We start from the raw sequence: 20,551 nt of genomic DNA on the forward strand, positions 1-20,551 counted from the left end.
CGCCCCGATGTGCACGTCGCATCGGGGCGTTTCCGCGGGCACGTAGGCTGGTCGGGTGCTCGCCGTAGTTCCGCCCCCAGTCACCGTCCGGGTCCCGGCCAAGGTCAACCTGCACCTTTCGGTCGACGACCTGCGTGAAGACGGTTACCACGAGCTGGTCACCGTGTTCCAGGCGCTGTCGCTGACCGACGAGGTGACCGTCGCGGTCACCGAAGAGCCCGGCATCGAGGTCTACGGCGAGGGGGAGGGCGCGGTCCCGACCGGCCCGGAGAACCTGGCCTGGCGGGCCGTCGAAGCGCTGGCCGCGCACGTCGGGCGCACCGGCGAGCCGAAGGTCCGGGTGGTCCTGCGCAAGGGCATCCCGGTCGCGGGCGGCATGGCGGGCGGCAGCGCCGACGCGGCGGCGACGCTGGTCGGGCTGGCCTCGCTGTGGAACCTCGACGTGACGCGCGACGAGCTGGCCGAGATCGCCGCCGGCCTGGGCAGCGACGTCCCGTTCGCGCTCTACGGCGGCACCGCGCTGGGCACCGGCCGCGGCGAGCAGCTGGTCCCGGTGCTGTCGCGGCACACGTTCCACTGGGTGCTGGCCTTCGACGCCGAGGGGCTCTCGACGCCGAAGGTGTTCGGCGAGCTGGACCGCCTGCGCGCGGCGGGCAACCCGCCCCGGATCGGCTCGCACACACCGGTCGTCGAGGCGCTGGCTTCCGGCGACCCGCGCCAGCTGGCCCTGCTGCTGGGCAACGACCTGCAGGCGGCGGCGGTCTCGCTGCGCCCCGACCTGCGCCGCACGCTCCGGGCGGGGGTGAACGCGGGCGCGCTCGCGGGCACGGTGTCCGGTTCCGGCCCGACGTGCGCGTTCCTCTGCGAGGACGGCCAGTCGGCGGTGGAGGTGGCGGCCGAGCTGTCGGGCGCGGGCGTGTGCCGGACGGTCCGCGTGGCCCACGGCCCGGTCCCGGGCGCGCGGGTCGTCGGTGGCGACGACGCGCCGCGGCCGGCGCCGCCGCGGGTGCACGCATGAAGCACGCCGAGTTCGCGTTCCCGGGGCCGTTGCGGGACAAGCTGGTCGCGGCGATCCTGGCCGGGGAGAAGACGACGACCTCGGCCCTGCTCGCGGAATACGAGCACGACGCCGAAGCGTTGCCCCTGGTGGGCGAGCGAGAGCTGGTGCTCGACTCCGCCGGGGTGGGGGTGGCGGTCATCGAGACCACCGAGGTGCGGGTGCTTCCGATGTCCGAAGTGGACATCCAGCACGCCCTCGGCGAGGGCGAGGGTTTCGCGAGCGTCGCCGAATGGCGCGCGGAGCACACGAAGTTCTGGCAAGGCGCGGAAGTGCGCGCCGCACTGGAGGACCCGGAATTCACCGTGGACGACACGACGATGGTCGTGGCGACCCGGTTCGAGATGGTGGAAAGGATCGGCTGAGCGGATGGCCAACCTGGTCAACCTGGAGGCGGTGAGCAAGTCCTACGGGGTTCGCCCGCTGCTGGACGGCGTTTCCCTCGGCATCGCGGCCGGGCAGCGCATCGGCGTCGTCGGCCTCAACGGTGGTGGCAAGACGACGCTGCTGGAAGTCCTTTCCGGACTCGCGGAGCCGGATTCCGGGCGGGTGAGCCATGTTCGCGACCTGCGGATGGCCGTGGTCACCCAGCGCACTGAGCTCCCGGACGGCAGCACGGTCGGCGACGTCGTGCTCGAACGCTACGGCGCCGAGCACGAATGGGCCGCCGATGCCCGCGTCCGATCCATTGTGGACGGCCTGGGGATCACCGCGATCGGCCTGGACACGCCGACGGCGAACCTGTCCGGTGGGGAGCGGCGCCGGGTCTCGCTGGCCGCCGCGCTGACCGGGGAGCTCGACCTGATCGTGCTCGACGAGCCGACCAACCACCTGGACGTCGAGGGTGTCCGCTGGCTCGCCGACCACCTGCTGGCCCGGAAGGTCGCCGTCGTGGTCGTCACGCACGACCGGTGGTTCCTCGACACCGTCGCGACCCTGACGTGGGAGGTCGCGAACGGCCGCGTCGAGCAGTACGAAGGTGGTTACGCCGACTGGATCTTCGCGCGCGCCGAGCGGGCGCGGCTGGCCGCGACGGCCGAGGAGAAGCGGCAGAACCTCGCCCGCAAGGAGCTGGCGTGGCTGCGCCGCGGACCGCAGGCGCGCTCGTCGAAGCCGCGCTACCGAGTCGAAGCGGCCGAAGCGCTGATCGCCGACGTCCCGCCGCCGCGGGACTCCGTCGAGCTGCAGGCGTTCGCCAAGCGGCGGCTCGGGAAGACCGTGCTGGAGCTGGAAGACACGACGTACCAGGTGGGCGAGCGGACGCTGCTCGACCACGTCACCTGGCGGGTCGGCCCGGGCGACCGGATCGGGCTGGTCGGCGTCAACGGCTCGGGCAAGACGTCGCTGCTCAAGCTGCTCGGCGGTGACGTCGAGGGCTCGACGGGCCGCCGGATCGAGGGCAAGACGGTCGCGCTCGCGCACCTGCGCCAGGAGCTCGACGACCTGCCCGGCGACCTGCGCGTGTTGCAGGCGATCGAGCAGGTGGCCGGGCGCGTGGTGTTCGGCAAGCAGGAGATGACGGCGTCGCAGCTGGGCGAGAAGCTCGGCTTCCCGCAGGCCCGCCAGTGGACTCCGGTCGGCGACCTCTCGGGCGGCGAGCGGCGGCGCCTGCAGCTGTGCCGGCTGCTGATGGCCGAGCCGAACGTGCTGCTGCTCGACGAGCCGACGAACGACCTGGACATCGACACGCTCCAGCAGCTGGAGGACCTCCTCGACGGCTGGCCGGGCACGATGGTGGTGGTGTCCCACGACCGCTACCTGGTGGAACGCGTGTGCGACACGATCGTCGCGCTGTTCGGCGACGGCCGCATCACGCACCTCCCGGGCGGCATCGAGGAGTACCTGAACCGCCGCGCGGCGGCCCAGCCGGCCGCGGGCGCGGCGCCGTCGGTGGAGAAGGTCGAGGCGAAGAAGTCGGCGGCGGACCTGCGCGCGGCCCAGAAGGAGCTGGGGAGGCTGGAGCGCAAGCTCGACCAGCTGCACGCCAAGGAGGAGAAGCTGCACGCGTCGTTGCTGGCGGCGGCGACGGACCCGGCGAAGCTGATGGAGCTGAACGCGGAGCTCAAGGGCGTCCAGGGCGAGATCTCGGACGTCGAGGGCCGCTGGCTGGAGACCTCCGAGCTGCTGGAATGAGGGTCGTCGGGCCGGACGAGCCGCTCGGCGTCCGCCGGCTCCGGCGGATCGCCGTAGCCGGTTCGGCGGGCTCGGGCAAGTCGACCTTGGCGCAAACCCTGTGCGAGCGGCTCGGCGTGCCGTACGTTTCGCTCGAATCCTTCTACCTCGGGCCCGGCTGGACCGTGCGGGAGACGTGGGAGGCCGAGGTGCTCGGCTTCCTGGCCGGTGACGTGTGGGCGATCGAGTGGCAGGGCGAGCAGGTCCGGGACCGGATGACGGCGCGCCTGGACGTGCTGGTGTGGCTCGACCACCCGCGTGCGCTGGCGATGGCCCGGGTCGTCAAGCGCACCCTGCAGCGCCGCTTCGGCCGCGGTTCGGAGATCGCCGGGGGCAACGTCGAAGGCCCGTTGCGCACCTTCTTCACCGACCGCGAGCACATCGTCCGGGTCGCGTGGCGGTACCACCCGGTCATGCGCGCGCGGGTCCGGCGGGTCATCGGCGAAGACCGCCACCCCGGCCTGGTCGTCGTCCGGTTGCGGGGGCAGCGCCAGGTGGACCGGTGGCTGCGGGGACCCGTTTCCGCGTTGCTCGGCGGATGTTGACGCCGAGACAGTAATGTTCCGGCTATGAGCAGGTTCGTGGACACGCTCGTCGCCACCGCGACGGGGCGGGGTCAGCAGCGGGGCATGGTCACCGGGGAGCCGAAGGAGCCGGTTCGGCGGACCTGGAGCGAGGTGCACGAAGAAGCCCGGCGGATCGCCGGTGGGCTCGTCGCCGCGGGGTTCCGGCCGGGAACCGCCGTCGGCGTGCTCGCCGCCGCGCCCGTGTTGATCGCGCCGACCGTGCAGGCCGTCTGGCTGGCCGGGGGCAGCGTCACCATGCTGCACCAGCCCACCCCGCGCACCGATCTCGCCGAGTGGGCCGAGGACACCGTGCGGGTGCTCGGCATGATCGGCTCCGACCTCGTGCTGCTGGGTGAGCCCTTCGACCAGCTCGCGCCCGTCCTCGAGCAGAAGGGCATCGGGTTCAAGCTCATCACCGAGCTGGCCGCGGCCGAGCCCCTCGCCGACGTCGTCGCCACCGACGAGGGCGACACCGCGCTGCTGCAGCTCACCAGCGGCTCGACCGCCGACCCGAAGGCCGTGCGGATCACCTACGGGAACCTGTACTCCAACGTCAAGGCCATGGTCGACCGCGCCGAGTTCGACTTCGACACCGACGTCATGGTGTCCTGGCTGCCGACCTTCCACGACATGGGGATGGTCGGCTTCCTGACCGTGCCGATGACCTTCGGCGTCGAGCTGGTCAAGATCACGCCGGTCGAGTTCCTCTCGGGTCCGCTGATCTGGCCCGAGCTGATCACGAAGTACCACGGCACCACGACGGCGGCGCCGAACTTCGCGTACGCCATCGTCGGGCGCCGGATGGCCCGCGTCGACGAGGACGACGCGTTCGACCTCTCGAAGCTGCGCATCGCGCTGAACGGCGCCGAGCCCATCGACGAGACCGCCGTCCAGACCTTTGTGGACGCCGGCGCGCGGTTCAAGATGCCCGCGGAATGCGTTTTCCCGGCCTACGGCATGGCCGAGGCGACGCTCGCGGTGTCGTTCGCGCCGCTGTTCACCGGGCTGACCCTCGACGTCGTCGAAGCCGACGCGCTGGAGGCGGAGAACCGCGCGGTGCCGGTGCCCGAGGGCGACCCGCGGCGCGGCACCGACGGCGTCCGGTCGTTCGCGCTGCTCGGCCGGCCGCTGGACGGGCTGGAAGCGGAGATCGTCAACGAGGCAGGCGAGCGGGTCGGCGAGCGCGAGGTCGGCGAGATCCGGCTGCGCGGCGAAGCCGTGACGCCCGGCTACCTGACCATGGACGGCCCGGTCGCGACGCAGGACGAGGACGGCTGGCTCAACACCGGTGACCTCGGGTACCTGGTGGACGGCCAGATCGTCATCTGCGGCCGCCGCAAGGACGTCATCATCATGGGTGGCCGCAACCTGTACCCGACGGACATCGAGCGCGCGGCGACGTCGGTCGAGGGCGTGCGCGCGGGCAACGCGGTGGCGGTCCGGCTGGACGCGGGCAGCCGCCGCGAGCGGTTCGCGGTGGTCGTCGAGTCGAAGCTGGCGGGCGACGCCGAGGCGGAGAAGACCCTGATGAAGCAGGTGTCGGCCCGGGTCCGCGACGCCGTCGACATGCGGCCGTACGCGGTGGTGGTGCTCCCGGCGGGCAGCCTGCCGAAGACCCCGTCGGGCAAGGTCAAGCGCGCGGCAACGGCGGTCCAGTTCGCGGACCGGATCTCGAAGAACGCCGACGCCTGACCCCCCGCGTCGCGAATGACTCATTCGGGACCTCCGACGTCCCGAATGAGTCATTCGCGACGTCAGCGCTGCTGGACGCGGACCGCGCGGAGGGTCGGCGGGGTGGCCCGCTCGGCGGTGGCTTCCGGGGCCGTCCGGGCGCCCGGGAGGTCCGGGGCCTGGCCGGTGCGGGCGGCGAGCTGGTCCTCCACCGCGTCGAGGAACTCGTCGACTTCGCGCTCGTCGTAGCCGCGCTTGCCGATCAGCGGCTTCGCGAACATCACGTGGTGCACTTCGGCGGCGGTCAGGTCGTCCTCGTCGGTGAGCGTCTTGGCGATCCGCCGGACGAACGCGTCGACCTCGTGCTTCGCGTAGCCACGGCGGCCGACCGGGGCGTTACCGAAGGTGACCTCGGCGAGGTCTTCGGCGGTGAACGACATGGAACTCTCCGATTCCGGGGTAGGGCTGGTGCGAACTCCCGTACACCGTCCTAACGCCTGAACAGGTTCCCCCGGAAGGGGCGACCCCGAAGCTCACCCCGACGGGCGGCCGTGCGCCCGCCTTCGGGTGAAGCGGCGCTACCGTCCGGGGTGTGGCCGGGTTCACACGGTGACACCGGCGGGGAGCGCCGTCAGCTGCGCCCGAACCACTTCCGCGGGCCCTGCGGGCGCTCCTCCTCGACCACCGCCGGCCGCGGGTTCCGCAGCGCCACGAGGGCCGCCTCGGCCTCGTCGAGGAACAGGTCCACCTGGGCCTGGTCGTAGCTGCGCATCCCGACCGGCATGATCGTGAACTCGACGTAGTGGATGTCGTCGGGGGTGAGGATGTTGCGCCCGGCCAGCGCCTCCGCGATCAGGTCGAGGAACGCGTCCACCTCGTCCTCGTTGTAGCCGCGGCGGCCGAACCGGGGCTTGCCGAAGGCGATCGCCCGGACTTCCTCGGGGGTCATGGCTTCACCTTCCGCCCATCTCAGCCCGCGTGGAAGGCGTTCTGCGCGGCCGCGAGGCCAGTGCCGACCAGCGCCTCGGTCGCGTCGGCGCAGCGGTCCACCTCGAACGCGAGTTCCTTGCGCTCGACCGTCGAAAAGTCCTTCAGCACGAAGTCCGCCGGGTCCTGCCTGCCGGGCGGGCGGCCGATGCCGAACCGCACCCGGTAGTAGTCGCGCGTGCCCAGCGACTTCGTGATCGAGCGGAGCCCGTTGTGGCCGTTGTCGCCGCCGCCGAACTTCAGCTTCAGGGCGCCGAAGTCGACGTCGAGCTCGTCGTGCACCACGACGACGCCGGACGGCTCGACCTTGTAGAACTTCGCCGCGCCCACCACCGGCCCGCCGGACAGGTTCATGTACGAACGCGGCTTCACCAGCACCACGCGGCGGCCGGCCAGCCGGCCCTCGAGGAGCTCGCCGCCGGTTTTGTGGGCCTTGAACTTGCCGCCGACGCGGGCGGCGAGCTCGTCCAGCACCATGAACCCGACGTTGTGCCGGTTCCCGGCGTACTGGGGCCCGGGATTGCCGAGGCCGGCGAGCAGGATCAGCTCGCCGGCCCCGGGCAGGTCTTCGGTCATGCGGTGATGCTATTCGGCGTCTTCGGCCGACTCTTCGCCCGCCTCGGCCTCGTCGCCGGTCTCTTCACGCTGCGGCTCGTTGACGGAGACGACGAGCGACTCCGGGTCGGTGACCAGGGTGGCGCCCTGCGGCAGCTCGATCTGGCCGGCCAGGATCTGGGTGCCGACCTCGGCGCCCTCGATCGAGACCTCGACCTGCTCCGGGATGTGCAGCGCCTCGACCTCGACCTGCAGGGTGTCGACGTCCTGGTTGACCAGGCCGCCGGGGCCGGGGGTGCCGGAGACGACGACCGGGACGTCGACGGTGACCTTCTCGCCGCGCTTGACGACCAGCAGGTCGACGTGCTCGATGTAGTTCTTCAGCGGGTGCACCACGATGGTCTTGGTCAGGGCCAGCTCGCTGGCGCCCTCCAGGTCCAGGGTGATGACGGCGTTCGAGCCGTTCTCGCGCACGACGCGGGCGAACTCGATCGCGGGCAGCGCGAAGTGCCGCGGGTCCGCGCCGTGGCCGTAGAGGACGGCGGGGATCTTGCCGGCGCGACGCGTGCGGCGCGCGGCGCCCTTGCCGAACTCGGTGCGCGGCTCGACGGACAGACGTACCTCGGACACGGTGTTGCACTCCTTCAAATCAAAGACAGCATGCTGCGGCGGGGAGAGCCGATGTGTGTTCTGTTCAAGGAAGTTCCGGCGGCGAGTTTCCGGGCGTGCACGACGACGGGGGCTACTCGAGCCGCCGCGTCGATCACGCCGGGCACCCCAGAAGGGCCCCGCCTCGCCGAGACAACCTCAAGAGTGTAAACCAACCTCATCACGGTGGGTTGCGGCGGGTGCCCGGCCCAGGCTAGAACCCTCCTGGACCCCGGTACGTGACGACACAAATCCGGTGGCGGGACGACGCCGGCCGAGGTGTGCTTCGGGTAGCGGGAAAGCAGGGGGCGTTGATGCGGGCTCGACGGAGCGGGGTGGCGGCCGCGGTGCTGCTGCTGGGCGGGTTGCTGGCCGGCTGCCAGGTGGCGGTCGCCGGCACCGCCGGTGTCTCCGCGGCCGACCAGGCGACGGCGGACCGGCGCGTCGAGCAGCGCGCCGCGGTCGACGCGGCCCTGACCGCGCTGGGCCAGGCGCCCGCGGTGGCGTTGAAGGCCACGGTCAAGGGCGCCGACCAGCAGTTCCGGGTGACCCGCGGCGGCTACGCCGTCGGCGCGTTGCCGCTGGACGGCCGCGTCGTCCAGGTGACGGCCGCCGCCGGCCAGTTCTACCTGCAGGCCGACGCCGACTACTGGAAGGCGCACGCCATCGACGAGGGCACGCAGTTCGGCACGAGCTGGGTGCGCTCGCTCGGCTCGGAACTGCCCTTCGACCCGGCGGCCCGGTACGCGCCGCCGGCGCTGGCCGAGGGGCTGCGCAAGGCGCTGGCCGGGCTCGACCGGATGGCCGAGCCGGTCCGGGCGAAGCTCGCGGACGGCACCGAGGTCTACCGGCTCGGCGCGGCGCCGACCGTCCTGCAGGTGACGACGGCCAAGCCGAACCGCGTCGTCAGCTTCGCCCCGGCGCTGCTCGACCCGCAGAACGGCCCGAAGTACGGCACCGAGTTCCAGGTCGCCCCGCTCACCGGGGACGCGCTGAAGGCGTTCCGCGCCGACCTCGACAACACCGTCGGCGGCCTCGGCCAGCCGTTCGAAGGCCTCGTCCAGGCGAGCGCCGTCGTCACCAACGACAACCTCGACTGCAAGGACTTCGTCGGTTCCTGCACGACGACGGTCGACGTCTCCAACAGCGTGGTCGGCACGCCGTCCTCGGGCGAGAAGAGCGTCGTGCACGTCACCCTCACGGTCGAAGTCAGCGCGGAGGCGCTCGGCGCGCAGACCTGCACGGCGGCCGGGGACGCGGAGCCGTACAAGACGATCAAGCTGTCCTGCACGGTGAAGTTCAAGCTGCCCAACCGCACGGCCAGCTACCAGGTGCTGTCCAAGCCGAACGCGACCGCGGAGGTCCGCGCGAACCTCGACGTGAACGCCGTCAAGCAGAAGGTCGCGGCCGAGTTCGCGGGCCTGGGCGGCTGACCTGGACACCTACCCCCAGGTGTGTTGCTCCCGTTGAAGTACGTGATCTTCCGTTCCTAGCATCGGCTGCGCACAGCCGAGACGAACGGAGAAGCGACATGGCCAAGCTGGTGGTTTTCGGGGGGACCGGGTACGCCGGGGGCAGGATCGGCGCCGAGGCGGTGCGGCGCGGGCACGAGGTGGTCGGCGTCGCGCGGAACCCCGGTTCGGCGCCCGAAGGCGTCGACGAGCGGGAGGGTTCGCTGCACGACGAGGAGTTCGTCGCGGGACTGGCGAAGGACGCCGACGTGTTCGTGGTCGCCACCCCGGCGCGCGCGATCGACGGCAAGAAGCTGATCGACGCCGTGCCGTCGCTCGCCCGGATCGCGCGCGAGAACGGCGTCCGCCTGTCGTTCGTCGGCGGCGCGGCGAGCCTGCTGGTCGCCGAGGGCGGCCCGCGGCTGTTCGACACCCCGGAGTTCCCCGACGAGTACAAGGACGAGGCCGGCAGCCACGCCGAGGTGCTCGGCCTGCTGCGCGAGCAGCCCGAGGACCTCGACTGGTTCTACGTCAGCCCCGCCGCCGAGTTCGGTGCCTGGACGCCGGGTGAGCGCCGCGGCGAGTTCCGCCTCGGCGGGGACGTCCTGGTGACCGACGAGAACGGCAAGTCGCACATCGGCGGCGACGACTTCGCGATCGCCTACGTCGACGAGATCGAGCAGCCGAAGCACCGCCGGGCGCGGTTCACCGTCGCTTACTGAAGGTCGCGGATCACCGGGGCGAAGGTCTCGAGGGCTGCTTCGAAGACCGTGATGTACGAGAAGCCGTAGCGTTCTCGCCGCTGTTCGAGCTGTCCGGCGATCTCCTCGACCGTGCCCAGCAGCAGCTGGGGCGCGTCGAGGAGCTCGCGGGCGTCGGCGACGGCGGTCCGCTCGGTCAGCTCGTGCCACGCTTCCGCGGCCTGCTCCCGGTCGTCGGTGATCTCGACGTGCTGGACCAGCATGTTGTGTTCGAGGTCGCGGCTCGTCTTGCCCCGGAAGTACGCGACGCGCTCGTCCACGGCTTCGGCGTTGTCGAGCTTGAACGTGCCCGGCGGCTTGCCGGGCTGCTGCCGGAGCCCGGCGAAGCCGACGATGTCCGCGTGCTCCGCGGCCAGGTCCAGGACGCCGTCGCTGTTGCCCGCGATGAGCAGCGGGGGCGTCGGGATGCCTTCGTCCTCGAAGTGTTTTCGCAGGTAACCGAGGCTGTCTTCGAGGTAGCCGATCCGCTCGGACGCCTTATGCCACGGCAGCCCGGCGGTGTCGAACTCGCTCTTCATGTGCCCGGCGCCGAGCCCCAGGTCGAGGCGGCCGTCGAGCAGCGCGGCCGTGGTGGACGCTTCGCGCGCGAAGAGCGCGAGGTTGTAGAAGGGCACGTTGGAGACGAGGGTGCCCAGCCGCGGCCGTTCGGTGACGGCGGCGGCCATGGCCAGCACCGGGAACGGCGCGAAGCGGCCGGTGCCCAGGTGGTCGGGCACGGTGATGACGTCGTAGCCGAGTTCCTCGGCGCGCCGGCACTTGGCGATCCAGGCGTCCCGGCTGCCGATCTCGCGGAGGCTGACGCCGAACTTGAACTTCCCCATGTCCGGCACGCTAGCGCCGCACGCCCCCGCGCAGACCGCCTTTCGCGCCCGGCGGAAAAGCTCGTGAGTGTTTAGGGCGGTTCTAACCGCCCTAAACACTCACGAGCGGTCAGGCGTTGCCGTCGAAGAGGGACGTCACCGAGCCGTCTTCGAAGACCTGCTGGATGGCTTCGGCGAGCATCGGCGCGATCGACAGGACCGTCAGCCGCTCGAAGCGCTTCTCCTCCGGGATCGGCAGCGAGTTCGTCACGATGACCTCGCGCGCCTTGCACTGCGAGAGCCGCTCGGTCGCCGGGTCCGACAGGATGCCGTGCGTGGTCGCGATGACGACGTCGGCCGCGCCCTCGTCGATCAGGGCCTCGGTGGCCTTCACGATCGTGCCGCCGGTGTCGATCATGTCGTCGATCAGCACGCAGAGCTTGCCCTCGACCTTGCCGACCACGCGGTTGGCGACGGCCTGGTTCGGCTTGTCCGGGTCGCGGGTCTTGTGGATGAACGCGATCGGGCGGTCACCCAGCTGCTGCGCCCACTTCTCGGCCAGCCGCACGCGGCCCGAGTCCGGCGAGACGACCGTGATGTCGGCGTCGCCGTAGGTGGCCTTGATGTGGTCGGCCAGCACGGTCTGCGCCATCAGGTGGTCGACCGGGCCGTCGAAGAAGCCCTGGATCTGCGCGGTGTGCAGGTCGACGGTCATGATGCGGTCGGCGCCCGCGGTCTTGAACAGGTCCGCGATCAGCCGCGCCGAGATCGGCTCGCGGCCCTTGTGCTTCTTGTCCTGGCGCGCGTACGGGTAGAACGGCATCACCACGGTGATCCGCTTCGCGCTCGCCCGCTTGAGCGCGTCCACCATGATCAGCTGCTCCATCACGTACTCGTTGATGGGCGTGGTGTGCGCCTGGATGACGAAGGCGTCGGTACCGCGGACGGACTCTTCGAACCGGACGAACAGCTCGCCGTTGGCGAACGTGTGCGCCGTCTGCGGGGTGATCGTCACGTTGAGGTGCTGGGCCACCTCTTCGGCGAGCTCCTGGTGCGCGCGTCCGGAGAAGAGCATCAGGTTCTTCTTCGGCGTCCCTTGCTTCGGACTCATGCTGGCGACTCCCCGTCGGTTCCTGCTGCTGAATCGGCGTCGAGGGCGGCCTGGGCCGCCTCCGCCGCGGGCGTACCCGGCCGGCGCCGGATCGCCCAGCCTTCGATGTTGCGCTGCGGCGGCGCCGACACCGCGAGTGTGCCCGGCGGGACGTCTTCGCGGATCACGGCACCTGCCCCACTGTAAGCGCCGTCACCGATGTGCACCGGGGCGACGAACGTGTTGTCCGCGCCCAACCGGACATACGACCCGATAACGGTCCGGTGCTTGTTGACGCCGTCGTAGTTCACGAACACGCTGGAGCACCCGATGTTGCTGTGCTCACCGATCGTGGCGTCACCCACGTACGTCAGGTGCGGCACCTTGGTGCCGGCCCCGATTTCGGCCGCCTTCGTCTCGACGAACGCGCCCAGCTTCGCCTTGACGCCCAGCTTCGTGCCCGGCCGCAGGTAGGTGAACGGGCCGACGTTGACGCCGTCGCCGAGCTCCGAGTCCGAGCCGTGGACCCGCACGACGCTGGCGCCGGCGCCGATCGTGACGTCGGTCAGCGTGCTGTCCGGCCCGACCGTGCTGCCTTCGCCGACCGACGTGGTGCCCTTGAGCTGCACGCCGGGCTGGATGACGACGTCGCGGGAGAGCGTCACGCCGGCGTCGATCCAGGTCGTGGCCGGGTCGACGACGGTGACGCCCTCGCGCTGCCAGCGCTGCACGATCCGGCGGTTGAGCTCGGCGCCGAGCGCCGACAGCTGCACGCGGTCGTTGACGCCCTCGGTCAGCCACGGGTCGTCGACGACCAGCGCGCCGACGTGCAGCCCGTCGCCGTTCGCGATGCCGAGCACGTCGGTGAGGTAGAGCTCGCCCTGCGCGTTGTCGGTCGAGAGACGCGAGAGGCCGTCACGCAGCACCGCGGCGTCGAAGGCGTAGACGCCGGAGTTGATCTCGGTGATTTCGGCCTGCTCCGGGGTGGCGTCCTTGTGCTCGACGATCCCGGTGACCTTGCCGGCGGTGTCGCGCACGATCCGGCCGTAGCCGGTCGGGTCGGTGACCACCGAGGTGAGCACGGTGACGGCGTTCTTCGCCTCGGTGTGCTCGTCGAGCAGCGCGCCGAGGGTGGCGGTGTCGAGCAGCGGGACGTCGCCGTAGCTGACGAGCACGGTGCCGGTGAGGTCGGCGGGCAGGGTCGCGAGCGCGCAGGACACGGCGTGGCCGGTGCCCTTCTGCTGGTCCTGCACCGCGGTGCCGACGGCGCGGCCGAGGGCGGTCCCGACCTGCGCCAGGTGCTCGCCGACGAGTTCGCGGCCGTGGCCGACGACCACGACGAGGTGTTCGGGGCCCAGGCCGGCGGCGGCCCGGACGGCGTGTTCGACGAGGGGGCGCCCGGCGATCGGGTGCAGCACCTTGGGCGTCGAGGAACGCATGCGGGTGCCTTCACCCGCGGCCAGGATCAACGTGCTCAGCGGGCCGGTCAACGGCGCTCCCAACGGTTACCAATGAGTGGCTTCTGTCGGGCACCGATCCTAACTGTGGTCTTCGGCGTCCCACGCGGGGTCGGTGGGTGGTGCCTCGGTCGCCCATGCTCCGGCCGGGTCGGCGGCCATCGAGTTGGCCGACGCGACCTGGTTGCCGCCGCCGCGTTTCGCCTGGTACATGGCCGCGTCCGCGCGGGCGAGGACCTGCTCGCCGCGCTCCTGCGGCCGCAGCGACACGAGCCCGATGGACAGCGTGACGCCGTGCGAGAGGTGGTGCGGCAGGTTCGCGACGGATTTCACCGCGCGGCCGAGCGCCATCTTCGCCGCGGACGCCGGGGTGCCCGGGAGCAGGACGATGAACTCGTCGCCGCCGTAGCGGGCCACGAGGTCGTCACCGCGCAGAGCGTCACGAAGGGTGCTCGCGACGACACGCAGCACGTTGTCGCCTTCGGCGTGCGACTGCTTGTCGTTGACGCCCTTGAAGCCGTCGAGGTCGACCAGCGCGACCGCCAGCGGCTGCGCGTCGGCCGACGACGCGAGCTGGCGCAGCTTCTCGTCCAGCGCGCGCCGGTTCGGCAGGCCGGTGAGCGGGTCCTGCAGGGCCTGCTGGGTGATCGCGCCGTGCTCGGCGGACAGCCGTTCGTGCTCGCGGCGGGCGTTCAGCGTGGCGATCTGCGACTCGCGCAGGCTCCACATCTCCGACTCGAGGCGCCGCGCGTAGTCGATCAGCGACTCGCTCGCGCCGGACGCGTAGTCCGGGGTCGTGTCGAGCCGGGCCAGCTCGCGGGCGATGTTCAGCCGCATCGACGGCTGCGAGGTGTCGTCCGAGATCGACTGGCGCGTCTCGCGCAGGACCGACAGGGCCTCCTCGCGGCGGCCCTCCTTGTCCAGGCAGCGGGCCAGCGCGATCGCGACGATCTCCCGGTCGTGCCCGAAGGCGCGCTCGGTGTGCAGCTTCTCCAGCCGGTCGATGTGCTCGGCGCCGGGCTGGTTCAGCGCCGGCGCCGCGGCCAGGACGCCGACCTGGTCGATCGCCGCGACGTTCGCCTTGCGCGGGAACAGCGACTCGGCGAACGGGCCTTCGGCGGCCGCGCCCATCGACGCCGCGGTGCGGAACTTCTCGGCGCTCTCGTCGTACTCGTCGATGCGTTCCAGCCGCAGGCCCCAGCCCAGCAGCATCTTGATCCGGTTGATCAGCTGCAGGGCGATGTCGTGCGGGCTCGCGCTCTCGCGGATCGCCGCCGCGGCCCGGCCGATCACCTCTTCGGCCGCTTCGTAGACGCCGAGCTGGTTGAGCACCAGCCAGCAGTCGATCAGCGTCGAGGAGAGCAGCCGGTTCCAGGCGCGCAGCCCGACCTGCCGGTCCGGGATGGTCGAGTCGTCCAGGATGGCCAGCGCGCGGGCGATCTCGGTGAGGGCCGCGTCCTCCTGGGCGGCGGCCACCAGCCGGCGCCCGCGCAGGGCGTGCGCGTCGGCCCGCAGCAGGGCGATGCCGTGGCGCCGGGTGTGCGCGAGCATCTCGTCGAGCCGGGGTTCGGCCTCCGCGGCCAGGCCCTTGGTGGCCAGCCGGGCCAGCGCGGACGAGCGCAGCAGCTGGGCCACGAGCAGTGGTTCGCCGCGCCGCTGGGTCTCGTCGAGCAGCTCGTCCATCATCGCGACGATCTCGAGCTGCTGGGTGTATTCGTGCCGCTGGACGGCGGCACCCAGTTCCCGCGCGCGCCCGACCAGCCAGGCGTCGGACATCTCGGCCAGCGCGGGCCGCCTGGCCGTGACCGGGTCGGTCGCCTCGTCGGTCAGCGCCAACCTCCCGGTGTCGTGGGTTTGCCGGTTCCTTCTGCTGCTCCGCCGCCAGGATTCGAACCTGAACTGTCAGAACCAAAATCTGAAGTGCTGCCGATTACACTACGGCGGATCGATCCTGGTCAGGATAGCGACGATCGGGTGTCGTCCGCGCGGGGGATGCGTTACGCGCCCGTCTGCCGGGTACCCGGTTCCGAAGTACCGGTGTGAGTTCGGGCTCTCCCCAGCCGCCCGAACCTCCTGTACCGTAACTTACGGCATCGTAGGTTAGGGCGCCCTTGGTAAGAGTGTGCCTGTGTAGGAAGAAGTGAAGCGTATGACGGCCACGCTCGACCGTTCCCAGCCCGCCGGGGAGTCGCCGGCTCCCAAGGGGCCCAAACCTGTCATCGACGGCACGCGCGGCATCGGCGTGCAGCTGTCGGTCTACTTCGGTGTGATCGCACCGCTCGTGGCCCTGCTGGTCGCGGTGCCGTTCGCGTGGGGCTGGGGACTGAGCTGGGTCGACGTCGGCATCTTCGTGGTGTTCTACGCGATCAGCGGGCTCGGCATCACCGTGTCGTACCACCGCTACTTCACGCACGGCTCGTTCAAGGCCAAGCAGTGGCTGCGCGTGTTCATGGCCATCGCGGGCAGCATCGCCCTGCAGGGCCCGGTGATCACCTGGGTCGCCGACCACCGCCGCCACCACGCGTTCTCCGACCGCGACGGCGACCCGCACTCGCCGTGGGCGTTCGGCACCTCGCCGTGGGCCATCGCCAAGGGGTTCTGGCACGCCCACATGGGCTGGCTGTTCGAGCGCGACCAGACCAACGCCGAGCGCTTCGCGCCGGACCTGGTGAAGGACCCGGCCATCAAGAAGGTCGACGACCTGTTCTGGCTGTGGTCCCTGGTGAGCCTGCTGCTGCCGGCGCTGCTCGGCGGCCTGATCTCGTGGTCGCTGTGGGGCGCGGTGACGGCGTTCTTCTGGGCCGGGCTGGTCCGCATCTGCGTGCTGCACCACGTGACCTGGTCGGTCAACTCGATCTGCCACATGATCGGCGAGCGCCCGTTCGCCGCCCGCGACAAGTCGGCGAACTTCTGGCCGCTGGCGATTTTCTCGTTCGGCGAGTCGTGGCACAACCTGCACCACGCCGACCCGACGTCGGCCCGCCACGGTGTCAAGCGCGGCCAGATCGACATCTCCGCGCGGCTGATCTGGATCTTCGAGAAGTTCGGCTGGGTGCACGACGTGCGCTGGCCGACGCCGCAGCGCCTGGCCCGTATCGCGACGGAAAAAGCCTAGTCAACTAGGCTGATCAGGTGGCGGGGAGACGACGTTCGAAGCGTGAGCAGGTCACCGGGGCGCGTCCGGCCGCCCCGGTGACCCGGGTCCGGATGACCGGCACCGAGCGGCGCCAGCAGCTGCTGAACGTGGCCAGGGCCCTGTTCGCCGAGAAGGGCTTCGACGGCACGTCGATCGAGGAGATCGCGCACCGCGCCAACGTGTCGAAACCGGTGGTGTACGAGCACTTCGGCGGCAAAGAGGGCATCTACGCGGTGGTCGTCGACCGCGAAACGCAGCTGCTGCTCGACCGGATGGTCTCGACCCTCCACGGCGGACACCCGCGCGCGATGCTGGAGCAGGCGGCGACGGCGCTGCTGTCCTACGTCGAGGATTCCCACGACGGCTTCCGCATCCTGGTCCGCGACTCCCCGGTGGCCAGCTCCACGGGGACGTTTTCGACGGTGCTGAACGACATCGCGAGCCAGGTGGAGCACATCCTGGCCCAGCAGTTCGCGGCCCGCGGCTACGACGAGAAGCTGGCGGCGTTGTACGCGCAGGCGCTGGTCGGGATGGTCGCGCTGACCGGCCAGTGGTGGCTGGACGCACGCAAGCCGAAGCGCGACGAGGTGGCCGCGCACCTGGTCAACCTGGCGTGGAACGGGCTGTCGCACCTGGAGCACAAACCGAAGCTGCGGCTGGGTTAGCGCGGCGGGTTCCGAGGACCTGGAGCTCGTGCCGGGTCCGGCGGCGCGCGCCGCTCATCGCAGCCGAGTTCCCCGTCGTCACCAGAGCTCGTCCAGCTCGGCGAGCCGTGCGCGGAAAATCCGGGCGCCCTTCGGCGGCAGCGCATGCGCCACCGCGTGCAGGAGAGCGCGGACTTCCTCCGGGTCGGGGCAGCATTCCGCCACTCCGCAGCCGTGGCGGGGGTCCCACAGGCGGTGGATCGGGGTGCGGACGAACCCGGCCCACACGCGCAGGGCCACCGCGGTGGCGCCGGGGTGGAACCGGTCGTGTTCCAGGCGGGCGATCGCCGCCTGGCCCTGCGCGGAAAGGCCGGGCACCGGCTCGGCGGGGACGGGCGGAGCGCCGGCTCGCAGCCGGGCGGGCGGCCTACGCGGCATTGCCCTTTCGCTTGGTCGGCATGACGTTCACCTTAGCTGCCCCGCGTCGCGGAGGTGGTCGAAAATCAGCTGCGCCACCAGCGAAACCCGGTCCCGGTCCGCGTAGCCGAGCCACGCGATCTCCTCGATCTCCGCGCTGGCCCGCGGCTCTCCGCTGAACCTCGCCGAGTAGGCCGTCGTGCGGACGACCGTGCCCTCCGCGTGGCCGTGCGCCTGGCCCTCGAACGTGCCCGCCGGCTCGATCGAGGCCGGGTCGATTTCGACGGACAGCTCCTCGCGGATCTCGCGGACCAGCGTTTCGGCGTCGGTCTCGCCCGGCTCGCGCTTGCCGCCGGGCAGGTAGAACCGGTCCTTGCCGCGCGAGCGCGCGGCCAGGACGCGGCCGTCCGCCACGTGGATCCAGGTGACCTTGTCGATCACGCCAGCGCCGCCACGGCTTCGTCCGTCGTCACGACCGTGCCCAGCCGCGGGAAGATCTTCGTGATCGCGTTCTCGTGCGAGATCGCGGACAGCGCGGTCATCGCGTCGGACACCGCGACCGTGTTGTAGCCGTGGTCGGAGGCCGCACGCAGGGTCGACTCCACGCCGAACTCCGTCGCGATGCCGCCGAACACCAGCGTGCGGATCCCGGCGCCGCGCAGGTACTCGTCGAGGCCGGTGCCGGCGAACCCGCCGATCGTGTACTTCGTGACGACCTTGTCGTCTTCCGGCTCGAAGACCAGTTCGTTGCCCGGCGGGTTGTCCGGCCGCGACACCCGCACGACCACCACCGGCGCTCCGGCCTTGTGGAACGCGTCCCGCAGGCGCAGGGCGTTCGCGACGACTTCTTCGCCGGTGTACGGCGTGGTGGGCAGCGCCACGATCCGCGCCTGCAGGTCGATCAGGACGAGCGCGGACGTGGCCGGGTCGATCTCGGTCATCCCGCGATCCTAGGCACTAGGGTCGGGGGCATGGGGAACAACAGGGAAATCGTGGTGACGGGCGGCGGCACGGGCATCGGCTACGCCGTGGCGGCGGCCTTCGCCGAGGCCGGCGAGCGCGTCACGATCACCGGGCGCCGCGAGCAGGTGCTGACCGAAGCCGCGACGCTGGCCGGCGCGCGGCCCGTCGTGTTCGACGCCGCCGATCCGGCCGCCGTCGAGGCCGCACTGGCGGAGTTGCCCGAGCGCGTCGACGTGCTCGTCAACAGCGCCGGTGGCAACACGGACTTCCTCGACGGCGGCGGCGAACCGGGGCTGGCCGGCTTCGCGGCCGCGTTCGAACGGAACCTCCGGTCCAATGTGGTCAGTGCCGCGCTGGTGACGCACGCGCTGCGCGACCGGCTCGCCGACGGGGCGCGGATCGTCACCATCGGCTCGATCGCCGCGCACACCGGCGCCGGGTCCTACGGTGCCGCGAAGGCCGCCGTCGAAGCGTGGAACGTCAGCGTGGCCAGGGAGTTCGGGCCGCGCGGGATCACCGCGAACGTCGTCGCGCCGGGCTTGGTCGGCGACACCGAGTTCTTCCACGGGCAGCTGAGCGACCGCCGTCGCGAGTGGCTGATCGGCAACACGATGAACAAACGACCCGGCACGCCGGAAGACGTCGTCGCCGTGGTGACGTTCTTGGCGAGCCCCGCCGCGGGGCACGTCACCGGGCAGGTGGTGCACGTCAACGGCGGGGCTCACCTGGGCAATTAGCAGTTCTGGATGCCGGTCCTCGGGCGCCAGGTCGGCGATGGCGCCCGGGGACCGGCGCGGTGCTGCCGCGGGAACGCTTTCTTCGGACCGCGTCCAACACGCGTCGGGGGCGGGCGAAAAACTCTTGGCTCACACCATGTTCCGCGCTCCGCCGCCCGGGCGGAAGTGTCCACGGCACCCTCGCGGCCGTGCTTTTCTCATGGTCAGGCGGGCGTGACCTTCAGCAGCTTGTCGTTCGTCCCGTCCGACGTGGTCACGTACAGGGCGCCGTCCGGGCCGCTGCGGACCGCGCGCAGGCGGCCGAACTTGTCGTCGAACTCCGGCGGCAGCGTGACGTCGAGGACCTTGCCGGCCGGGTCCAGGTGGTACAGCAGCAGTTTCTGCCCCTTGAGCGCCACCACGACGAGCGCGCCGTCGTTCTTGCCCCACTGCGCGCCGGTCAGGAACGCGTCGCCGCTGATCGCCTCGGTGATCTTCCCGGACGTCCACAGTGGACTCACCGCGTCCGGGAACCGCTTGAGGTCGGTCATCGGCACGCTCTCGTCGTAGCTGGAGTCCGTGCCGCCCTTGGACGGGTCCCAGCCGTAGTTGGCGCCCGGCTTCAGCAGGTTGACCTCGTCGTCGAACGTCGGCCCGTGCTCGGCGGTGATCACCTGGCCGCTGCCCGGCCGGATCGCCACGCCCTGGACGTTGCGGTGGCCGTAGGTGTAGATCAGCCGCTCGTGCGGGTCCTTCGACGTGATGAACGGGTTGTCCGGCAATGGGTTCCCGGTCTTCGCGTCCAGCCGCAGCACCTTGCCGCCGAGGGAGTGGCGGTCCTGCGCGATCGAGGCGCGGGCGGTGTCGCCGGTGCCGACCAGCAGCGCGCCGTCCGGGGCGAACGTCGGGCGACAGCCGGAGTGCCGTCCGCTCGGGTTCACCGGCAGCCCGGTGAGCAGGTCCTTCACCTTGGTCGCGCTCGTGCCGTCCTCGGCGAGCCGCCAGGTGACCAGCCGGATGTCGACGGCCTTGCCGCCTTCCTGGTGGTCCTGGCAGGTGATGAACTCGCGGCTGGTCGTGAAGTCCGGGCTGATGACCATGCCGAGCAGGCCGCCTTCGCCCTGCACGAGGACGTCGGAGAAGTCGGCGCGCACCTCGGCCGCCTTGCCGTCGCGGATCAGCGCGAGCTTGCCGGGCCGCTGCGGCACGAGGATGCCGCCGTCGGGCAGGAACCCGACGTCCCAGCCGTGTTCCAGCCCGGCGGTGACCGTCTCGACCTTGAACTTCCCGGACGCGGCGGCCGGCGTGGCCGCGGGCGGCACGCTCTGGACGGGTTCGCTCGCCGCCCCGGAGCAGCCCAGGACCAGCAGGGACACCACACCGATGAGACCCAGCGCACGCCGCATACGGCCCATCCTGCCAGCAACGGGTGAAATCGCCGTTCGAAGCCACGTTCGTGC

Annotated in this window: 22 protein-coding genes and 1 tRNA gene; 10 read left to right on the forward strand and 13 right to left on the reverse strand. The window is 71.2% G+C overall.

Annotated elements, in window-relative coordinates; all coding sequences use genetic code 11:
• Window positions 1-55 precede the first annotated feature (55 nt).
• The 5 genes from OO60_RS36895 to OO60_RS36915 are packed head-to-tail and all read left to right on the forward strand — an operon-like array spanning window position 56 to window position 5,487.
• A complete protein-coding gene (locus OO60_RS36895; RefSeq protein WP_003062067.1) occupies window positions 56-1,018 on the forward strand; it encodes a 4-(cytidine 5'-diphospho)-2-C-methyl-D-erythritol kinase in 963 nt (320 codons plus the stop codon).
• Window positions 1,015-1,422: an ASCH domain-containing protein gene (locus OO60_RS36900; RefSeq protein WP_003062070.1), complete on the forward strand. Its 408-nt coding sequence runs from the start codon at window positions 1,015-1,017 to the stop codon at window positions 1,420-1,422. The genes OO60_RS36895 and OO60_RS36900 overlap by 4 nt, the downstream gene beginning before the upstream one ends.
• Window positions 1,423-1,426: 4 nt before the next feature.
• Window positions 1,427-3,190, forward strand: coding sequence for an ABC-F family ATP-binding cassette domain-containing protein (locus tag OO60_RS36905; RefSeq protein ID WP_003062075.1), 1,764 nt, complete (start codon window positions 1,427-1,429; stop codon window positions 3,188-3,190).
• Window positions 3,187-3,774, forward strand: coding sequence for a P-loop NTPase family protein (locus OO60_RS36910; RefSeq protein WP_003062077.1), 588 nt, complete (start codon window positions 3,187-3,189; stop codon window positions 3,772-3,774). The genes OO60_RS36905 and OO60_RS36910 overlap by 4 nt, the downstream gene beginning before the upstream one ends.
• 24 nt (window positions 3,775-3,798) lie before the next feature.
• Entirely contained in the window at window positions 3,799-5,487 is a 1,689-nt protein-coding gene (locus OO60_RS36915) for a fatty acyl-AMP ligase (RefSeq protein ID WP_003062079.1), read from the forward strand.
• Between the two features lie 62 nt (window positions 5,488-5,549).
• On the opposite strand, the gene OO60_RS36920 is transcribed toward OO60_RS36915, so the two are convergent.
• The 4 genes from OO60_RS36920 to OO60_RS36935 all read right to left on the reverse strand — a co-directional run bounded on the left by OO60_RS36920 (window position 5,550) and on the right by OO60_RS36935 (window position 7,638).
• Entirely contained in the window at window positions 5,550-5,906 is a 357-nt protein-coding gene (locus tag OO60_RS36920) for a DivIVA domain-containing protein (protein ID WP_003062084.1), read from the reverse strand.
• A gap of 191 nt (window positions 5,907-6,097) precedes the next feature.
• Window positions 6,098-6,415, reverse strand: coding sequence for a DivIVA domain-containing protein (locus OO60_RS48280; protein WP_003062087.1), 318 nt, complete (start codon window positions 6,413-6,415; stop codon window positions 6,098-6,100).
• 20 nt (window positions 6,416-6,435) lie between these two features.
• On the reverse strand, window positions 6,436-7,029 hold the full coding sequence (gene pth, locus OO60_RS36930; protein WP_003062089.1) for an aminoacyl-tRNA hydrolase: 594 nt from the start codon (window positions 7,027-7,029) through the stop codon (window positions 6,436-6,438).
• A gap of 9 nt (window positions 7,030-7,038) precedes the next feature.
• A complete protein-coding gene (locus tag OO60_RS36935) occupies window positions 7,039-7,638 on the reverse strand; it encodes a 50S ribosomal protein L25/general stress protein Ctc (RefSeq protein WP_003062093.1) in 600 nt (199 codons plus the stop codon).
• A gap of 332 nt (window positions 7,639-7,970) precedes the next feature.
• Between OO60_RS36935 and OO60_RS36940 the strand changes: the two genes are divergently transcribed.
• Both OO60_RS36940 and OO60_RS36945 read left to right on the forward strand, forming a co-directional pair.
• Window positions 7,971-9,089 (forward strand): hypothetical protein, encoded by a 1,119-nt coding sequence (locus tag OO60_RS36940; protein WP_033263097.1) that lies wholly within the window; start codon window positions 7,971-7,973, stop codon window positions 9,087-9,089.
• Window positions 9,090-9,187: 98 nt separating this feature from the next.
• Window positions 9,188-9,829, forward strand: coding sequence for an NAD(P)-dependent oxidoreductase (locus OO60_RS36945; protein ID WP_003062098.1), 642 nt, complete (start codon window positions 9,188-9,190; stop codon window positions 9,827-9,829).
• On the opposite strand, the gene OO60_RS36950 is transcribed toward OO60_RS36945, so the two are convergent.
• From OO60_RS36950 to OO60_RS36970, 5 genes are all read right to left on the reverse strand, one after another.
• A complete protein-coding gene (locus OO60_RS36950) occupies window positions 9,823-10,689 on the reverse strand; it encodes a TIGR03621 family F420-dependent LLM class oxidoreductase (RefSeq protein WP_003062100.1) in 867 nt (288 codons plus the stop codon). The genes OO60_RS36945 and OO60_RS36950 overlap by 7 nt on opposite strands.
• Before the next feature lie 109 nt (window positions 10,690-10,798).
• Window positions 10,799-11,779 (reverse strand): ribose-phosphate diphosphokinase, encoded by a 981-nt coding sequence (locus tag OO60_RS36955; RefSeq protein ID WP_003062104.1) that lies wholly within the window; start codon window positions 11,777-11,779, stop codon window positions 10,799-10,801.
• Window positions 11,776-13,248, reverse strand: a complete 1,473-nt coding sequence (gene glmU, locus OO60_RS36960; protein ID WP_003062107.1) for a bifunctional UDP-N-acetylglucosamine diphosphorylase/glucosamine-1-phosphate N-acetyltransferase GlmU — start codon at window positions 13,246-13,248, stop codon at window positions 11,776-11,778. Before glmU ends, OO60_RS36955 begins: the two co-directional genes overlap by 4 nt.
• 48 nt (window positions 13,249-13,296) lie before the next feature.
• Complete coding sequence (locus tag OO60_RS36965) at window positions 13,297-15,051, reverse strand: GGDEF domain-containing protein (protein ID WP_003062110.1); 1,755 nt, start codon at window positions 15,049-15,051, stop codon at window positions 13,297-13,299.
• A gap of 37 nt (window positions 15,052-15,088) precedes the next feature.
• A tRNA-Gln gene (locus OO60_RS36970) sits at window positions 15,089-15,160 on the reverse strand.
• A gap of 204 nt (window positions 15,161-15,364) precedes the next feature.
• Between OO60_RS36970 and OO60_RS36975 the strand changes: the two genes are divergently transcribed.
• On the forward strand, window positions 15,365-16,330 hold the full coding sequence (locus OO60_RS36975; protein ID WP_003062113.1) for an acyl-CoA desaturase: 966 nt from the start codon (window positions 15,365-15,367) through the stop codon (window positions 16,328-16,330).
• A gap of 92 nt (window positions 16,331-16,422) precedes the next feature.
• Window positions 16,423-17,016, forward strand: a complete 594-nt coding sequence (locus OO60_RS36980) for a TetR/AcrR family transcriptional regulator (protein ID WP_003062116.1) — start codon at window positions 16,423-16,425, stop codon at window positions 17,014-17,016.
• A gap of 78 nt (window positions 17,017-17,094) precedes the next feature.
• Here OO60_RS36980 and OO60_RS36985 read toward each other — a convergent pair whose 3' ends face one another.
• From OO60_RS36985 to OO60_RS36995, 3 genes are read right to left on the reverse strand one after another with little or no spacing between them, the layout of a single operon-like run.
• A complete protein-coding gene (locus OO60_RS36985) occupies window positions 17,095-17,433 on the reverse strand; it encodes a hypothetical protein (RefSeq protein ID WP_155848836.1) in 339 nt (112 codons plus the stop codon).
• A 27-nt stretch (window positions 17,434-17,460) separates the two neighbouring features.
• Window positions 17,461-17,853, reverse strand: coding sequence for an NUDIX hydrolase (locus tag OO60_RS36990; RefSeq protein ID WP_003062122.1), 393 nt, complete (start codon window positions 17,851-17,853; stop codon window positions 17,461-17,463).
• On the reverse strand, window positions 17,850-18,353 hold the full coding sequence (locus tag OO60_RS36995; RefSeq protein WP_003062126.1) for an isochorismatase family protein: 504 nt from the start codon (window positions 18,351-18,353) through the stop codon (window positions 17,850-17,852). The genes OO60_RS36990 and OO60_RS36995 overlap by 4 nt, the downstream gene beginning before the upstream one ends.
• A 30-nt stretch (window positions 18,354-18,383) precedes the next feature.
• On the opposite strand from OO60_RS36995, the gene OO60_RS37000 reads away from it, so the two are divergent.
• A complete protein-coding gene (locus OO60_RS37000; RefSeq protein ID WP_003062129.1) occupies window positions 18,384-19,112 on the forward strand; it encodes an SDR family NAD(P)-dependent oxidoreductase in 729 nt (242 codons plus the stop codon).
• A gap of 203 nt (window positions 19,113-19,315) precedes the next feature.
• Here the strand turns inward: OO60_RS37000 and OO60_RS37005 are convergent, their stop codons facing one another.
• Window positions 19,316-20,497 (reverse strand): PQQ-dependent sugar dehydrogenase, encoded by a 1,182-nt coding sequence (locus OO60_RS37005; protein WP_003062132.1) that lies wholly within the window; start codon window positions 20,495-20,497, stop codon window positions 19,316-19,318.
• Between the last annotated feature and the right edge of the window lie 54 nt (window positions 20,498-20,551).

Source organism: Amycolatopsis vancoresmycina (assembly GCF_000716785.1).
Taxonomy (GTDB): Bacteria; Actinomycetota; Actinomycetes; order Mycobacteriales; family Pseudonocardiaceae; genus Amycolatopsis; species Amycolatopsis vancoresmycina.